Below are 17141 nucleotides of genomic sequence, written 5' to 3'. Positions count from 1 at the left end.
ATGTATGTAACGAAGATTAATCAAAAGGACAGTAAAACTCAAGCGTTCTGTGAATCTAGCACAAGATGCTGAAGTTATGTCTTCGTTCATTCTCGTTCATATTTCAAATAGTTAGTGTAACTTTATCATAGGGGATTCATGCCAAAAAGTCAAATGACCCGGGCGCTTTGATTAACTAATAAGTCATTTCGACCTAGCAAAAATCACTATTGAAACCGATTCCAAAACGAGGTATAATAGGAATGGTTAGACTGCATTTTCTATTTACTCTGAAAAATCATATCAGATAAGGTTCTCTTTAATGCGAGACTGCGTTATAATAGAAGTCAGAGTTGAAATATCAAAGGAGTGAACGGTAATAGATGGGATCCGAACAAACTTTGAGAGTGCATTTTGAACAAAATTTAGGGCGCCATTTAACTGAAAAAGAAACTGCGTTCATTAAATGGATAGCAGATCTAGTTGAGACTATCGGAACGTGTAAGTAACAACATCGTTTTAAACCAACCGCGTAAGTCTCTTTTTACTTCTATTGAATCTCTTTTCGTCATTTCCTCATTTTGAGTCATCTTCTTCTAAGAACCTCATCTTTTAAAAAAAACTACATAATCAATTAGCCCCTCTTTAAGAACACCTTAAGCCTTTAAAAAAATTAAAATTCAATGAGTTGCAATTTTTGAATCCAATAAAAAAAGAAGAGAGGGCTTCATCTAAAGCCCAATTTTACCCGTTAATTTCTTATTTCGTTTAAGCTTTTGGGCGTTCTGAATTTTTCTCGGAAAGCTCTTCTTTAACGTCATTGTACGCTTGATCTAGATTCTTTAATCGGCGAATAAGTTCGAAATTCTTATTAAGGTTATCAGCGATGATCGTGGATACCATTGAACGGTAGAAGCTGTTCATAGCATGGGTAAACGTCACATAGTCCTTGTTCTTTTCAACATGTAAAGTTAGAGCTTCTTTAAAGTAGTCTACACTGAATTTATCTGTATTCATTAGATGATCTCCTCTTCTGTTCCGGTAATGAGGCGGGCCGATGACTTTCCGCCATGAATTTGTATAAATTGGGTTTGCAATTGAGCCATGAGGTCGCGGGCTGATTGGCGGTCCATAGACGGGCGGATGTACACTAAATGCAGAGCATCTGTCGTTTTTTTCGTCACCATAGTGCGCTTGGAGTCTACTATAGGGCTGCCAAAGGCGCCTGCTGCATCCGCGGATAAAAGCTTTCCCTCCATTCCCATGTCACGCCCATTGATCCCTTCGTAATGATCATTTAATCGGCCTTTTCTAATCTCCAGTTGCTCACCAACTATGGCGCCTAGATCATAGAGGCCCATAGGGATTTCATGGCGAATTGAGAAAAAGTTCATCAGGTCAACAGCGGATTGGACTTCAGGCATTGGTTGGTCCTTTATTAGTCGACGAATAAGCGCTTCATGAGAAGGACGGTAGCGTGAAGGGTCTGTCCCTATTTTCTTAAAAATGCTCCGCCATTCTTTTATCCCTTCGATGTCTGTAACCGTTTTGTCAGCAAAGGCTAATTTTCTCTCTTCATAGAAGAGCTGGATACGGCCTTTCAGCATTTGCGGTGTTTCCCTAACCGTTATATCATGATAAGTAATCATACCTATTTTAAAGTCAGGAATGCTAGCAAAAATCGCAGGGTCGATTGAAAGCTGAACCATGTTGGCCCTCCTATCTATTAAATGCATGCTATCATAGCTATTTTTTATGTAATAGGCTTTGCCTGCTTTTATCATACCATGTTCACACCTATTAAGACGACTAGAGGGGGATCAAATGAACATCCAAGAACTTAAACAATCCATTATTGCCTACAGTCAAACCATTGGGATAGACAAAATTGGCTTTACAACGGCTGATCCTTTTCATTCTCTTAGAAATCGTCTTTATCAGCAGCAGATGCTGGGGTACCAGTCTGGATTTGAAGCAAAGGATATAGAGAGGCGCGTGAATCCCACTCAACTGATGGACGGAGCTGCCTCTATTATATCTATCGCGCTGGCATACCCGTCTAAGTTAAAAGAAAAGCCACCTGTAACGAAAGAGAGCCGCCGTGGAAGCTTTAGTCGAGCCTCATGGGGATTGGATTATCATCAAATTTTAAAGGACCGTTTAGAAAAACTGGAAGCCTTTATCCTTGAGAGGTATCCGGAGGCGTTGCTTAAGTCAATGGTCGACACCGGTGAGCTTTCGGATCGAGCTGTGGCGGAACGCGCTGGCATTGGATTTGTCAGCAAAAATACAAACCTTATAACTAAGGAATATGGGTCTTATGTCTATTTAGGAGAGATGCTGACCAATATCCCATTTGAACCGGATCAACCTGTTGAGAATCTATGCGGGGATTGCACGCTTTGTCTTGATACTTGTCCAACCGGCGCTCTCGTTCAGGGAGGACAGCTCAATGCACAGAAATGCATTGCTTTCCTAACTCAAACTAAGAAAAAAGTGCCTGAACCGTATCGAAAGGCTATTGGGAATCGGGTCTATGGCTGTGATACTTGTCAGCAGGTTTGTCCTTATAATCGCGGCAAAGACTTTCATTTTCATAGTGAGATGGAGCCGGATCCCGAAAAAGTAAAACCAGAGCTAAAACCGCTCTTGTCTTTATCGAACCGTGATTTCTATACGGCATTTGGAAAGATGGCGGGCTCTTGGAGGGGAAAGAAACCTATACAGCGTAATGCCATTCTCGCATTAGGAAATTACAAGGATAAAACGGCTATCGATGTTTTGCAGGCAGGACTTAAGACTGATCCTCGACCGGACATTCGGGAAACGATCGTTTGGGCGCTAAGAGAGATTGGGAAAGCCCATGCCGATACGCTTCCGACTATAACCGACCTGCTTATCAAACAAAAAAACGTTGAAACACATGAGAGTGTGTGCATAGAAATAGATAAAACGCTTCAGCAACTGCATCAAAAGGAACGCAAATCGAGTCATTTGACTGACTAAAAGAAGGTTAACTATTATTTCAGAATTGAAAGCTACAATCGGATTGAAGGATGAATGGAGAAGAAATTGCCTTCACTCCTTTTGATCAACCGTTTAATTATAAAATGGGCATTTATGTTTTGGAGGATTGGCTCTTTCAAGGCTTTATTGGGAAAAGCCAGCCCTTCCTTATTATAATTATGTATTAAAGAAGGGGAACGTATGGAGAAGAAACCATTAATCTATGTTAATGAAATGGAAAGTCCGATTGGACCGCTTACTTTAGGCTCTGTGGAGGCAGGGCTTTGTTATGTCTCCTTTGGGCATTTAGTAGATGAAGAAGGCCTAATCAAAGCATGGGCTAAGAAGCACATGCTCCATAACGAGCTGGTGTTTGATGAGGATCATACATCAGAGATTCGTAGACAGCTTGAGGCTTATTTCCAAGGACAACTGACCGCTTTTGACCTCCCGATCGTATTAAAAGGATCACCTTTTCAGATCAAGGTATGGAAAGCGCTTCAAATGATTCCTTATGGGGAGACAAGGACTTATAAGGACATTGCGGCAATAATAGGAAATCCGAAATCAGTAAGGGCCGTTGGCGGAGCAAACAACAAGAATCCCATTCCAATCATCATTCCTTGTCATCGGGTTATCGGCTCAAATGGTGCTTTGGTTGGATATGGCGGTGGGCTAGATAAAAAAGAATATCTGCTAGCCATTGAAAACAATCAATCATCATAAAAAAATAAACGAATGGTACAGAGGTTGTTCTAAGGGATTCCCCTAATAGGACAACCTTTTTTTCATGGATTCATTTAGGCAATTTGGCATGAATGAACAATTCTCCACATAAAAACAAAACGTGGTTGTTTTTCGAAAAAGGGGTTAACCTGAGCTTTCCCGCAGGCAGTCTATTACTTTTATATAAAGGTGGTGTAAAGCCTTGAGTTGGAGAGAGGCTTGGCGCGAGCATGTTAAAAAAACAGGCGACTTTTGGGTGGATCGGACACATGACCGATATGAAGTGATCGATGAAAAAGAGCGAAGCCAAACCATGCGTAAGAAACGTTCGATGCGTGATCGTTCGGCTCAAATTGTAAAATCGACGGTGGATGCTCGAGTGGTTGGGCATCAAAAGGTAGATAATCAGGATCAAGTTCGGTATGTTCTTCATCTGACTTTTCTTATTAAGCAAGGTGACCTATTTTACATTGAAGAGCAGGAGATTGAAAAAGAAGGAATTTTTGATGGGGACGTGTTGATTACAGACCGCACTTTGAACCAAGAAAAAAATCTGGATACAAGAATGAAGATCACCTTTCCAGAGCCGCGTGTGCAATCAAGCGGGACTGCTCGTTATACCTATGATCGACAAGCGGCTGTTAAGTATGCGGAAAAGTGGTGGAATAGCTATAATCCGGCCTATCCCAAATTTGAAGTGGATTGTACGAATTACGTTTCGCAATGCTTGAAAGCAGGTGGGGCACCGATGTCACATATAGGGGAAAAGGGTAAGGGGTGGTGGTGCAGAGGAAAGGACTGCAGTTACAGTTGGTCAGTTGCTAATGCCTTAAGGTGGTTTCTTGCAAGTGATGGCAATTCAGTAGGGGCTGTGACGGTGGAAGAGCCAGAAGAACTTGTTCCGGGGGATGTTATTTGTTATGACTGGGAGGGAGATGGCAAGTGGAACCATAATACGATTGTAACTGGACAGGACCGAGACGGGATGCCGCTTGTTAATGCTCATACGTATAATAGCCGTAACCGCTATTGGGCTTATGAGGATTCACCGGCTTATACAGAGAATACGCAATATAAATTTTTCCACATTAACGCAGATTAGTGTGAATGGATAGCCCTTCTGCGGAATAGTTAATAGATGGTCCTCTTTTTCAATTCCTTCTAAAATGGTAGTATATTTAAAGTTGGTCATAGGCTGTCCTTAATTAATTCGAGGAAGTCTGGAACTATTTTTAGAAGTTGTTCAGAAAGAGGTGCCTTAACTGTGGGCTTGAATATTGTCTTGTATCAACCTGAAATACCATCTAACACGGGAAATATTGCACGAACGTGTGCCGGAACGAATACGTCCCTACACTTGATTCGTCCATTAGGTTTTTCAACTGACGACAAATACTTAAAGCGTGCAGGTCTTGATTATTGGCCGCACGTAGACGTTCATTACTATGATTCATTAGATATTTTCTTTAATCAAAACCCTAATGGTGAATTTTATTACATTGAGACGAATGGTGAGAAGCCGCATTCCGCGTTTGATTATAGTGATCAAAGTAAGGATTATTTTTTCGTGTTTGGACGTGAAACAACGGGATTGCCGAGTGAATTATTAGAAGCCAATCAGTCCAGATGCTTGCGACTTCCCATGTCACCGGTTATGCGATCACTCAATTTGTCAAATACAGCAGCCATCATGGTCTACGAGGCTTTACGACAACAGGGATACCCTGGGCTAAGCTAATCATCCAAACAACAAAACCGACTCCCTTCCTGAGAGTCGGTTTTGTTATGTAGGTTGTCTTTTAGAAAATCAATATTTTTGATTTTCAGGTTTATCATTGTAGCCAGCTGTGAACATAGCGGTTACAAAAGCAATAATGACAACCAAAATAAGAAACATATGCATCGGGCAGCTCCCCCTTTAGACTATGTTTCAATTTTCTTTTATTATAACGAAAGCGTTTTAATAAGTACAGAGGAGTTTAAGGGGTTGTAGGGGGATTGGAGGGGGCGGTTCCATTTGAGACGGGAGAACCGTCCCCGCGTTCCACCCGCGATCGATGTTTTTTTTGAATTGTCATGAAAAGAATGGACTGTTCGAGCATAGGATTAATAGTACACTAGGTGAGACAGGGGGACCATCATGGATTTTCTTAAGAGAGTAAAAGATTATCGTGACCAAGAAGATCAGTTAAAGTGGGAAGGGACCTTTGCCGAGTATTTGGAATTAATCAAAGAAAAGCCTTGGATTGCGCAATCCGCTCATACAAGAGTCTACAATATGCTTAAAGATTCTGGAATTACTGAAGAGGATGGCAGAAAAATTTATCATTTCTTTGATAACCAAATTTTTGGGCTTGAAGAGTCGCTTGAGCGATTGGTGGAGGAGTATTTTCATCCTGCAGCAAAACGATTGGATGTTAAAAAACGTATATTATTATTGATGGGACCAGTTAGCGGCGGGAAATCGACCATTGTGACTCTTTTAAAAAGGGGGTTAGAGGCATTTTCACGAACGGATGAAGGGGCAGTATATGCCATTAAAGATTGTCCGATGCATGAAGATCCGCTGCATTTAATACCCCCTGCGTTAAGGGATGATTTTTACAAGGAATATGGAATCCGCATAGAGGGCAGTCTAACTCCGCTGAATGCCTTGCGCGTTGAACAGGAATATGGTGGCCGGATTGAAGAAGTGCCGGTTGAGAGGATCTTATTTTCTGAGGAAAATCGGGTAGGTATAGGGACGTTCAGTCCGTCAGATCCTAAATCTCAAGATATTGCTGATCTTACAGGGAGCATTGATTTCTCGACCATTGCGGAGTATGGTTCTGAGTCAGATCCGCGTGCTTATCGTTTCGATGGGGAGCTCAACAAGGCTAATCGCGGGATGATGGAGTTCCAAGAAATGCTTAAGTGTGATGAAAAATTTCTTTGGCATTTGCTTTCACTCACTCAAGAAGGAAATTTTAAGGCGGGACGATTTGCCCTTATCTCTGCTGATGAGTTAATTGTGGCTCATACGAATGAAGCGGAGTTCCGGTCTTTTATGAGTAATAAAAAGAATGAGGCCTTGCATTCACGGATCATGGTTATGCCGATTCCTTATAATCTTAAAGTGAGTCAAGAAGAGCGGATTTATCAAAAAATGATTGATCAAAGTGATCTTGTGGATGTGCATATTGCTCCGCATGCGCTTAAGGCTGCTGCCATTTTCTCGATTCTAACGAGACTAAAGCCGTCCTCCATTCGCGGCATTGATCCTATGAAGAAGCTCAAGCTTTATGATGGTGAGCATGTCGAAGGATTTAATGAAGTGGATGTAGCCGAATTAAAAGCTGAACATCCAGAAGAAGGCATGTCGGGGATTGACCCAAGGTATGTTATCAATCGTATTTCCTCAGCGATAATAAAGAAAGAGGTTCCGTCCATTAATGCACTCGATGTGCTCCGATCTTTAAAGGACGGTCTCGATCAACTTCCTTCCTTGACGAAAGAGGAGAGGGAAAGCTATTTGAACTATATTGCGATGGCAAGACGGGAATATGACGAGCTGGCTAAGCAAGAGGTGCAAAAAGCGTTTGTTTATTCGTATGAGGAGTCCGCTAAGACCTTAATGAATAATTATCTCGATAATGTCGAAGCTTTCTGTAATAAAAATAAAATACATGATCCAATCACAGGTGAAGAGATGGATCCTGATGAGAAGCTCATGCGCTCTATTGAAGAACAAATTGGCATTTCTGAAAATGCCAAGAAGACCTTTAGGGAAGAAATTCTCATTCGTATTTCGGCCTACGCTCGGAAAGGAAAACGTTTTGATTATCAATCCCACGATCGCCTTCGCGAAGCTATACAGAAGAAGTTGTTTGCTGACCTTAAGGACGTGGTGAAAATTACAACCTCGACAAAGACGCCGGATGAAACGCAGCTTAAACGGATGAATGAGGTCATTGCCCGGCTTATTGATGAACATGGTTACAATTCTACTTCAGCAAATGAACTTTTGCGTTACGTAGGCAGTCTTTTGAACCGGTAGTGGTTTTACAATAAATAGACATTGGCCTCTCCATAAAACTTATACTTTTAGCAGAGAGTTTGAATACTAGACGTAGCTTGTGATGATGGACTTAGAAATGGTAAAGTTAATTTTAGATGTACTTTTTGGAGGGCCCAAATGGAAAATGAACAAAGAAAACCAGCGAAAAAAGAAAAAAATGAAGTCTTTGAATGGATTAAAGCACTAGCCGTTGCCGTTATTATTGCGATTGTTATACGCAGTTTTATATTCACCAATTATGTGGTGGAAGGCGAATCCATGATGCCAAACCTTCAGAACGGCAACCGCCTGATCGTTAACAAGGTGGATTACCATGTCACACAGCCAAAACGGTTTGACGTGATTATTTTTCATGCCACTCCAACAGAGGATTATGTAAAACGTGTTATAGGTCTCCCAGGAGATACGGTGGAATATAAAAACGATACGCTTTATATCAATGGGAAGGCAATAGCGGAGCCTTATTTAGATGCGTATAAGAAGAAAACGAGCGGCAATCTGACATGGGATTTTAACCTGAAAAAAGTAACGGGTAAAACAGTCGTTCCTAAAGGGAAGTTATTTGTAATGGGAGATAATCGTCAGAACAGTGTAGACAGTCGGGTGTTTGGTTTTGTCGATGAAAGTAAAGTAGTTGGTAAGGTTGATTTGCGTTATTGGCCGCTGAATGAATTTGGCACTATAAAGAAATAAGTTCCGATTTAATTGGATTCTGAACTATTAGCACGAAACTTAAATAAGAAATGAAATAAAGCAAACCGTCCTGTGCACCCCTTGTGACCAAGAGAGTGACTAGGGGCGGTTTTTTATTAGAATAGGCCGTAAAAGATGATTTTTCTGTTAAATAATGAGCAATTTGGCGTCAGATCCTGCATAGACTAAATTAATCTCGAAACTTTCAAAAAATAAGACGGGAAATAAAAACCTGTTACAATAACAGCCGATTGGAGGGGGAATATGAAGCGCTACGCGGTTTCGGAAGAGCATTGGGATCTCCACCGTAAGGGCCATCAGGACCAACAACGGCATTTGGAGAAGGTTAAGAAAGCTATAAAGGATAATTTACCTGATTTGGTTAGTGAAGAAAGCATTATTATGTCAGATGGAAAAGGTATTACACGTATTCCCATTCGGTCACTTGATGAGTACAAAATTCGTTACAATGCAGATAAACAAAAGCGCGTTGGTCAGGGAGATGGCACCACGAAGGAAGGCGATGTGTTAGCTAAGCTTCCCGGCCAACCGTCCAATCAGCCTGGCAAAGGACCAGGGAAACCTGGTGAAAAACCGGGTGTTGATTATTATGAAGCGGATGTTTCCATGATGGATATTGAAGAAGCCCTCTTTAAAGAGTTGGAGCTTCCGAACTTGAAGCCAAAAGAAGAAGTTGAAATTGTTTCTGAGCATATAGAATTTAACGATATTCGGAAAAAAGGTTTAATGGGTAATGTAGACAAACGGCGGACGATCCTTGAGGCGATCAAACGGAACGCCATGAAGGGAAAGGCAACGGTCGCACCCATCCAGGAAGATGACTTGCGCTTTAAAACTTGGGATGAGGAACCGAAAGAAGAAAGTCGGGCCGTGGTTATTGCGATTATGGATACGAGCGGTTCGATGGGCAACTGGGAAAAGTTCATGGCACGAAGCTTCTTTTTCTGGATGGTCCGTTTCTTAAGAACTCAATACGAGAAGGTCGAAATTGCATTTATAGCACACCATACTGAGGCGAAAGTGGTATCAGAAGATGACTTTTTTAATAAAGGAGAGAGCGGTGGCACCATCTGTTCCTCGGCCTATGTAAAAGCATTAGAGCTTATTAATGAGAAATATACACCGTCTCGTTATAATATTTATCCCGTTCATTTTACAGACGGTGATAACCTCACATCCGATAATAAAAAATGTCAAGACCTTGTGGAACAGCTGACAACCCTCGCTGGCTTCTTTGCATACGGCGAAATCAACCCATACAATCGCCGCAGCACTTTAATGAGTGCCTACGACAGAATCCAAGCAGAAGGCTTTCGCCACTTTATCCTCAAACAAAAAAAAGACGTCTACCACGCCCTAAAGCACTTCTTCTCAAAGCAGGAAGAGTGAAACGCGGGGAAACGCAGGGACGGTTCTCCGAAACGCGGGGACGGTTCTCCCGTTTCAAAATAAGCAGGAGAACCGTTTTTCCATTTCGGAAACGCGGGGACGGTTCTCCCGTTTCAAAATAAATTAGGAGAACCGTTTTTCCGGTTCCATTTTTTAAATTAAAAATAGGACATGAAAACCTGATAATCGGTCACACTATCATCTGAAGGGGGCGAACTTTTCAGATGACAAAAACAATCAAAGAATTGATGACAAAAGACGTCATTTCTGTTTCACCGGGGCAAAGTATTCAAGAAGCAGCCAAGCTTATGAGTCAATATAATGTTGGGGCACTTCCCGTTGTGGAGAATAATCAGCTCAAAGGGATTATTACAGACCGTGACATTACCTTGCGCTCTACCGCGAAAGGTGGAACCGGGAACGAAACCGTTTCCGATTGCATGTCCAGTCATAGCCTTGTATCGGGTACTCCGGATATGTCGGCTGACGAAGCGACACAGGTTATGGCCCAACATCAAATACGCCGCTTGCCAATTGTGGACCAAAACCAACTCGTGGGGATGGTTGCTCTCGGTGACTTGGCGACGACTTACGAATCTCAGAGTGAAGCAGGAGAAGCCCTTCAGTCTATTTCCACACCGTCTGAACCTCAATGACGGTGGAAAGACCTCCATTCGGGGGTCTTTTTCTTTGTTTAGGCTCACTGCTTTTAAATGGGAACTGTCTTCTTTTGGTGAGAAAGTTATTGAGCCATAAACTAAGGAACCTTCCGAGAAGCTTGTGTGAGTCAGTTGGTTGATATAGAGCGCTTCCCAGAGATAACGGGAATTTTCAGTTAATGGAACGCGAGAACCGTCCCTGCGTTCCCTGCGTTCCCCCGCGTTTCACGATCTCTGCGGTTCAGTGGTAAAATAGGTGTGTGGGTAGTACATAATGTAAGTGGGGGTGCGGTGAGATGATTAGGGCTTTTGTGTTTGATTTTGATGGGTTGATTTTGGATACGGAGACGCTTATGTTTAAGGCGACTAATGAGGTTTATAAGGAATATAAGAGTTCGTTTCCGATCAGTATTTGGGGGCGGCTTGCCGGAACCCATGAGGATGAGTTTGATCTTTATGTGCATTTTATTGAACAGACAGGGGCATCCCTTACGAAAGAGGAATTTTATGAGAAGCGAGATGCTTTGTTTAATGAAATGATTAAGGATGAAGAGGTGCTGCCAGGGGTTCGCGAGTTGCTTGAGGCTGGGAAAGAAGCGGGGCTTAAGATTGCTCTCGCAACAAGCTCGGGTGATCAGTGGGCGAAAAAACACCTTGAACGTCTTGGGCTGCTAGCTTACTTTGACTGCATTGTAGAGGCTAATGATGTAACGGAGGTTAAGCCAAACCCTGAGCTTTTCTTAAAGGCTTGTGAGGGAGTTGGCGTCAAACCAAGCGAAGCCATTGCGTTTGAAGATTCCTATCACGGAGCGGTTGCTGCCAAACGGGCAGGTCTTTACTGTGTCGTCATTCCTAACGAGGTAACGCGCGAGTTAACCTTTGAAGACGATGTTGATCTCAAATTGCTTTCTCTTGCTGACACTAATTTCAAATTACTTTTGGATACACTTCAGATCAGTTTAAATGATGAATCAAAAGGAGATTGACAGATGCCAAAATTAGATCTGCATCATTTTGAAAAAAAGATGGAGATAAGAAATATTCAACTCTCAGATATTGATGCTATCTTGGAGCTCCAAGAAGTTTGTTTTCCGGGGATGGACCCTTGGAAGCGGGAACAGTTGGAAAGTCATCTTGCTATCTTTCCAGAAGGGCAATTCTGCGTGACGTATGAAGGGCAAATTATCGGCTCCTGTTCAAGTCTGATTATTAACTTTGATGAGTATGATAATGAGCATACATGGGAGGAAATCACAGATAATGGCTACATTACAAACCATGACCCAGAGGGAGGCAATCTTTATGGGATTGAGGTGATGGTGCATCCTGATTTTCGCAGGATGAAAATTGGTCGTCGATTATATGAAGCACGAAAGAATTTGGTTCGTCGTTTAAATCTTAAGAGCATTGTGATTGGAGGGCGAATCCCAGGCTACTCCAATTACAAAGACAAGCTTACACCGTATCAATATATGGAAGAAGTAGTGGAAAGAAATATATACGATCCTGTTCTGACCTTTCAATTAATGAATGGGTTCACGGTGAAACGGATCAATGCTGCCTATCTCCCCGATGATAAGGATTCTGCTGCTTATGCCACCCTTATGGAGTGGAACAATGTTGATTATAAAAGAACACCAGGGCGGATCTATCAAACTTCTCTGCCGGTTCGGATATGCGCTATCCAATATGAAATGAGAAAAATTTCAAGCTTTGCTGATTTTGCTCACCAAGTGGAGTTTTTTACCGACGTAGCCGCTGATTATCGAGCTGATTTTGCCGTCTTTCCTGAGCTCCTTACCACTCAGTTGATGTCTTTTATTGAGGACAAAAGTCCGAGTGCTGCTGTTCGGCATCTTGCAACATTCACCGAAGATTATATTGAACTGTTTAACAACTTATCGGTTAAATATAATGTGAACATAGTTGGCGGGTCTCATTTCGTGGAAGAGGAAGGCCATATTTATAATGTAGCTTATCTGTTTCGAAGAGATGGGACGATTGATAAGCAGTATAAAATCCATATAACACCAAATGAACGTAAGTGGTGGGGAATTTCACCAGGAAATCAAGTCCGCATTTTTGATACAGATCGCGGAAAGGTCGCCATCCTGATCTGTTACGATATTCAATTTCCCGAACTTGCTCGATATGCGGTTGATCAAGGAGCCAATATTATTTTTTCACCGTTTTGTACGGACGACAGGCAAGGCTATCTGCGAGTCCGATATTGCTCGCAGGCACGTGCGGTAGAGAATCAAATCTTTACGGTGATTGCTGGGACAGTAGGGAATCTTCCATCCGTAGAAAATATGGATATTCAATATGGCCAATCCGGTATTTTTTCACCATCTGACTATAGCTTCCCTAGAGATGGCATTGTAGGGGAAGCCTCTCCCAATATTGAAACTGTTGTGGTAGGAGATGTAGATCTTGAGATTCTGCGCCGCGGCCGAAATATGGGAACCGTCACACAGCTTAAAGACCGCAGGAGTGATTTGTTCACTCTTAGAATCGATGAAAAAATGAAATAAAAATAATGGGCGATAATTTAAGTCTCTCTTGGTAAAATAAAGGAGAGACTTTTTTTACAGGAAAGAACCACTTATAATAAAGCTGAAGTGCGTAATATTTTATTTAGTCTATAATTACATACAATGAAAAAGTGTGAGAGGGGAACAGGGAATGACAGAATGGACAAACGCTTATCAAAAATGGGTATCTGCCGAGCATCTCGACCCAGCGCTTAAAGAGCAGCTTGAGGCCTTAGCTGGAAACGAAAGCCTTTTGGAGGATAGCTTCTATAAGGCATTAGAATTTGGTACAGGCGGAATGCGTGGTGAAATTGGCCCGGGTACTAATCGTATCAATATCTATACGGTTCGAAAGGCTTCTGAAGGGCTTGCTCGTTACATTGTGGAATCTGGAGAAGAAGCGATCAAGCGCGGTGTGGTGATTGCCTATGATTCTCGCCATTTCTCACCTGAATTTGCTTATGAGGCAGCTCAAACGATTTCCAACCATGGCATTCAAACGTATGTCTTTGAATCCTTGCGCCCAACACCAGAGCTTTCATTTGCGGTTCGTTACCTCAATGCTTTTTCAGGGATTGTCGTTACAGCAAGTCATAATCCACCACAGTATAATGGCTACAAAGTTTACAATGAAACAGGTGGCCAGCTTCCTCCAGCAGAGGCTGACCGAGTGATTTACTTTGTTAATCAGGTTGAAGATGAACTCGCTGTTGAAGTAGGTAATCTAGAGGCTTTAAAAGAAAAGGGCTTGCTTAAAGTCGTTGGAGAAGAAATTGATCAAGCCTACCAAGAACAATTAAAATCGATTCAGCAAAACCCAAGTGTGATTGATGAAGTGGGAGATGAACTTAAAATTGTTTACACCCCATTACATGGGACGGGTTATAAGCCTGTAACAGAAGGTTTGAAAAACTGGGGATTCAAAAACGTCACGGTCGTAAAAGAACAAGCTGTACCCGATGCGAATTTTTCTACAGTGAAATCGCCTAACCCAGAGGAGCATGAGGCATTCACCCTTGCCATTAAGGAGGGTAAAAAGCACGATGCCGATCTTCTGCTGGCAACAGACCCTGATGCCGACCGTGTCGGATTGGCGGTAAAGAATCACGAAGGTGAATATATTGTATTGACAGGGAACCAAACGGGTGGTCTTTTGCTTCACTATATCTTGAGTCAAAAGAAGGAAAAAGGCACACTTCCTGAAAATGGGATTGTCTTAAAGACCATTGTGACAAGTGAGCTAGGGCGCACAGTCGCTTCACGCTTCGGTATTCCTACTGTTGACACTTTAACGGGATTTAAGTTTATTGGAGAAAAAATTCAAGAATATAATGAGACCGGTGCTCATCAGTTTTTGTTCGGTTATGAAGAAAGCTACGGCTACCTAATTGGAGATTTTGTAAGAGATAAGGATGCTGTTCAGGCTTGTCTCCTTGCTGCTGAGGCGGCGGCTTACTATAAGCTCCAAGGAAAATCGCTGTACGATGCTCTTCTTGAGGTGTTTGACCTGTACGGGTATTACCAAGAGGGACTGACTTCAATGACCTTAAAAGGGATCGAAGGAAACGCCCAAATTTCCCGCATCCTTCAGTCGTTCCGAGATAACCCGCCAACCGCGGTCGTAGGTAAACAAGTTCGTGTTATGGAGGATTATAAGACCTCTGTTCGTTCGGATTTTTCCGCAGCAAAAGAAGAATTAATTGATCTGCCAAAATCAAATGTTCTAAAGTTTATCCTAGAGGACAATTCATGGTTCTGCCTCCGCCCATCTGGGACTGAGCCTAAAATTAAGTTCTATTACGGCGTAACGGGAACCAGTTTAGACGATGCAGTCACCAAATTAGAGACTTTAAAAGAAGTAGTTATGGGACTCGTTAATCAAATTGCTTAATTCTTAAGAAGGAAAGAGGGGCTCCTCTTTCCTTTTCTATTATGAGGTGTGAGACGTTTAATCGATTCTGACTCAAGCGGGAGGGACTTCAGAATACCAGGGGCATTTGGGCTATTTTGCTGATTGTAACGGAGACTTTTTGGTACAAATGGGATTGGATTTTGGGTTGTAACGGATTCTATGTCCGTTAGAAATGGCGAACCCGTCCTATTTACCGTTTAATGGACTCCTTGTCCGTTACAGAGTCATTTTCGTACTTTAACAATTACATCTATCCCCCTTTTCTGTTGACCTTGTCTAAAAGGCCATATATGTGCTATCTTTTTTAAATGGAAACCTTTTAATAGGCATGAATAAGGTGAATTAAGTAATTTTTTAATAAAACGTAGGCTGGCCCAGCTCTTGGCAGCCTGACCAGAGGAAAGAAAGGACTCTTTTGTATGGCCCAACTAGAACAAGAAGCAAAAAAGCGCAGAACCTTTGCGATTATCTCCCACCCGGATGCGGGGAAAACGACGCTAACTGAAAAGCTGTTATTGTTAGGAGGAGCCATTCGTTCAGCGGGGGCAGTTAAAGCACGGAAGACAGGTAAGTTTGCCACCTCTGACTGGATGGAGCTTGAGAAACAAAGAGGGATTTCGGTTACTTCGAGTGTCATGCAATTTGAATATGATGATTTTAAAATAAATATCTTGGACACTCCTGGACACCAAGATTTTAGTGAAGATACGTACAGAACCCTGATGGCTGTCGATAGTGTTGTTATGATTTTGGACGCAGCAAAAGGTGTCGAGCCACAGACGAAAAAGCTTTTTAAAGTTTGTTCGGATCGGGGAATCCCTATCTTCACCTTTATCAATAAGCTAGACCGTGTAGGAAAAGAACCCCTCGAACTATTCGAGGAGTTAGAGGATGTGCTTGGCATTGCCTCTTGTCCAGTCAATTATCCAATTGGAATGGGTCCAACTTTCCGTGGCGTCTTTGACCGGTTTAATAATGAAATTGAGTTTTATGGTGAAGGGAAGAAGTTATCTTCACTAAAGGTAGACGGGCCGGAAGCGGTTCGCGAGGCACTGCAATCACAGGCGGATGAGGATGTGCTCGTGCAGCTAGAAGAGGAGCTCTTGCTATTAGAGGAAGCCGGAAATCCTTTTGACATGGAGAAGGTGTTAGAAGGGAAGCTGACACCCGTTTTCTTCGGGAGTGCTGTTTCAAGCTTCGGAGTTCCAACCTTTCTTAAGCATTATTTAACAATGGCTCCACCTCCAGCGCCGCGTGAGTCAAGCATCGGAACCATCGAGCCCAAGGATGACGTCTTTTCAGGCTTTATCTTCAAGATTCAAGCCAATATGAATCCGGCACACCGGGATCGCATTGCCTTTTTACGGATTTGTTCAGGTAAATATGAAAAAGGGATGGAAACATGGCTGGATCGTACGGGGAAACCGATTAAACTGGCTCAACCACAGCAATTCTTTGCGGACAGCCGTGAAAATATAGATGAAGCGTATCCAGGAGATATTGTGGGGATCTATGACCCAGGGATTTATCAAATCGGTGATACATTGGTTGGTAAGAAGGATACTTTCAATTTTGGAAAACTGCCGCAGTTCTCCCCTGAGCATTTTGCAAAGGTCCGCCCGAAGACCGCACTTAAAGCGAAGCACTTCCAGAAGGGGATGCAGCAGCTCGCACAAGAAGGGGCTGTTCAGGTGTATAAAACTGAGCGCTTTGAAGAGACCGTTCTTGGCGCAGTTGGCCAACTTCAATTTGACGTCTTTATCTACCGAATGGAAGCCGAATATAATGTGGATTTGGATATACAGCCTCTGACCTATCGAGTTGCACGCTGGCTGAATGACGATGAAATTCCGACAGAAGCACTGAGAAGCACGTCCAATATGGTTGTGCGGGATCATCGCAACCGCCCAGTTATCTTATTCGAAAACGAATTCGGCCTCCAATGGTTCCAACAAAAAAATCCAGACATTCACCTATCCGAAACCTCCCTGTGAACGAGGGGACGGATCTCGCGTTTCATTAGCAGCGTGTGAACAGAGGGACGGTTCTTGCGTTTCATTTTCATTTGCTGTACATTTCCGTGATTTAAAGAGGTTAGCTGACCTTTTCATAAAACGGCCGCCTTTGGATATCCTAATGAACGACTTCATTATTAGGAGGGATTC

The 17141-nt window shown here is 42.6% G+C and carries 14 protein-coding genes; 12 read left to right on the top strand and 2 right to left on the bottom strand.

Annotated elements, in window-relative coordinates; all coding sequences use genetic code 11:
• Window positions 1–747: 747 nt before the first annotated feature.
• Together yvfG and PU629_RS18890 are read right to left on the bottom strand one after the other, a co-directional pair.
• Complete coding sequence (yvfG, locus tag PU629_RS18895; protein ID WP_275281580.1) at window positions 748–996, bottom strand: protein YvfG; 249 nt, start codon at window positions 994–996, stop codon at window positions 748–750.
• The gene (locus tag PU629_RS18890) at window positions 996–1688 is read right to left on the bottom strand and encodes a B3/B4 domain-containing protein (protein ID WP_275281579.1); all 693 of its coding nucleotides are present in this window, start codon (window positions 1686–1688) and stop codon (window positions 996–998) included. The genes yvfG and PU629_RS18890 overlap by 1 nt, the downstream gene beginning before the upstream one ends.
• 115 nt (window positions 1689–1803) lie before the next feature.
• On the opposite strand from PU629_RS18890, the gene queG reads away from it, so the two are divergent.
• From queG to PU629_RS18830, 12 genes are all read left to right on the top strand, one after another.
• Window positions 1804–2985 (top strand): tRNA epoxyqueuosine(34) reductase QueG, encoded by a 1182-nt coding sequence (gene queG / locus PU629_RS18885; protein WP_275281578.1) that lies wholly within the window; start codon window positions 1804–1806, stop codon window positions 2983–2985.
• A gap of 201 nt (window positions 2986–3186) precedes the next feature.
• Window positions 3187–3711, top strand: a complete 525-nt coding sequence (locus PU629_RS18880) for a methylated-DNA--[protein]-cysteine S-methyltransferase (protein ID WP_275281577.1) — start codon at window positions 3187–3189, stop codon at window positions 3709–3711.
• Between the two features lie 202 nt (window positions 3712–3913).
• Window positions 3914–4813, top strand: coding sequence for an amidase domain-containing protein (locus tag PU629_RS18875; protein ID WP_275281576.1), 900 nt, complete (start codon window positions 3914–3916; stop codon window positions 4811–4813).
• 162 nt (window positions 4814–4975) lie between these two features.
• The gene (gene trmL / locus PU629_RS18870; RefSeq protein WP_275281575.1) at window positions 4976–5449 is read left to right on the top strand and encodes a tRNA (uridine(34)/cytosine(34)/5-carboxymethylaminomethyluridine(34)-2'-O)-methyltransferase TrmL; all 474 of its coding nucleotides are present in this window, start codon (window positions 4976–4978) and stop codon (window positions 5447–5449) included.
• A gap of 402 nt (window positions 5450–5851) precedes the next feature.
• On the top strand, window positions 5852–7747 hold the full coding sequence (locus PU629_RS18865; RefSeq protein WP_275281574.1) for a PrkA family serine protein kinase: 1896 nt from the start codon (window positions 5852–5854) through the stop codon (window positions 7745–7747).
• 138 nt (window positions 7748–7885) lie between these two features.
• Complete coding sequence (gene lepB / locus PU629_RS18860; protein WP_275281573.1) at window positions 7886–8461, top strand: signal peptidase I; 576 nt, start codon at window positions 7886–7888, stop codon at window positions 8459–8461.
• A 264-nt stretch (window positions 8462–8725) separates the two neighbouring features.
• Window positions 8726–9871 carry a sporulation protein YhbH gene (gene yhbH / locus PU629_RS18855; protein WP_275281572.1) on the top strand — a complete coding sequence of 382 codons (1146 nt, stop codon included), beginning with the start codon at window positions 8726–8728 and terminating at the stop codon, window positions 9869–9871.
• Window positions 9872–10095: 224 nt separating this feature from the next.
• Complete coding sequence (locus PU629_RS18850) at window positions 10096–10527, top strand: CBS domain-containing protein (RefSeq protein WP_275281571.1); 432 nt, start codon at window positions 10096–10098, stop codon at window positions 10525–10527.
• A gap of 299 nt (window positions 10528–10826) precedes the next feature.
• The gene (locus PU629_RS18845) at window positions 10827–11516 is read left to right on the top strand and encodes an HAD family hydrolase (RefSeq protein ID WP_275281570.1); all 690 of its coding nucleotides are present in this window, start codon (window positions 10827–10829) and stop codon (window positions 11514–11516) included.
• A 3-nt stretch (window positions 11517–11519) separates the two neighbouring features.
• Window positions 11520–13064, top strand: a complete 1545-nt coding sequence (locus PU629_RS18840) for a bifunctional GNAT family N-acetyltransferase/carbon-nitrogen hydrolase family protein (protein WP_275281569.1) — start codon at window positions 11520–11522, stop codon at window positions 13062–13064.
• Window positions 13065–13215: 151 nt separating this feature from the next.
• Window positions 13216–14955: a phospho-sugar mutase gene (locus tag PU629_RS18835; protein ID WP_275281568.1), complete on the top strand. Its 1740-nt coding sequence runs from the start codon at window positions 13216–13218 to the stop codon at window positions 14953–14955.
• A 440-nt stretch (window positions 14956–15395) separates the two neighbouring features.
• Window positions 15396–16970: a peptide chain release factor 3 gene (locus tag PU629_RS18830; protein ID WP_275281567.1), complete on the top strand. Its 1575-nt coding sequence runs from the start codon at window positions 15396–15398 to the stop codon at window positions 16968–16970.
• Window positions 16971–17141 lie beyond the last annotated feature (171 nt).

Source organism: Pullulanibacillus sp. KACC 23026 (assembly GCF_029094525.1).
In the GTDB taxonomy this organism is placed as follows: Bacteria; Bacillota; Bacilli; order Bacillales; family Sporolactobacillaceae; genus KACC-23026.
Note: the sequence above shows the minus strand (reverse complement) of the source record. Positions and strands in the feature narration are given on the sequence as shown.

Bases quoted from the DNA above. Each gene is read 5' to 3' on its own strand.
- yhbH (WP_275281572.1), top strand. From the start codon at position 8,726: ATGAAGCGCTACGCGGTTTCGGAAGAGCATTGGGATCTCCACCGTAAG.
- PU629_RS18850 (WP_275281571.1), top strand. From the start codon at position 10,096: ATGACAAAAACAATCAAAGAATTGATGACAAAAGACGTCATTTCTGTT.
- PU629_RS18880 (WP_275281577.1), top strand. From the start codon at position 3,187: ATGGAGAAGAAACCATTAATCTATGTTAATGAAATGGAAAGTCCGATT.
- yvfG (WP_275281580.1), bottom strand. From the start codon at position 996: ATGAATACAGATAAATTCAGTGTAGACTACTTTAAAGAAGCTCTAACT.
- PU629_RS18840 (WP_275281569.1), top strand. From the start codon at position 11,520: ATGCCAAAATTAGATCTGCATCATTTTGAAAAAAAGATGGAGATAAGA.
- PU629_RS18845 (WP_275281570.1), top strand. From the start codon at position 10,827: ATGATTAGGGCTTTTGTGTTTGATTTTGATGGGTTGATTTTGGATACG.
- queG (WP_275281578.1), top strand. From the start codon at position 1,804: ATGAACATCCAAGAACTTAAACAATCCATTATTGCCTACAGTCAAACC.
- PU629_RS18865 (WP_275281574.1), top strand. From the start codon at position 5,852: ATGGATTTTCTTAAGAGAGTAAAAGATTATCGTGACCAAGAAGATCAG.
- lepB (WP_275281573.1), top strand. From the start codon at position 7,886: ATGGAAAATGAACAAAGAAAACCAGCGAAAAAAGAAAAAAATGAAGTC.
- PU629_RS18830 (WP_275281567.1), top strand. From the start codon at position 15,396: ATGGCCCAACTAGAACAAGAAGCAAAAAAGCGCAGAACCTTTGCGATT.
- PU629_RS18890 (WP_275281579.1), bottom strand. From the start codon at position 1,688: ATGGTTCAGCTTTCAATCGACCCTGCGATTTTTGCTAGCATTCCTGAC.
- PU629_RS18835 (WP_275281568.1), top strand. From the start codon at position 13,216: ATGACAGAATGGACAAACGCTTATCAAAAATGGGTATCTGCCGAGCAT.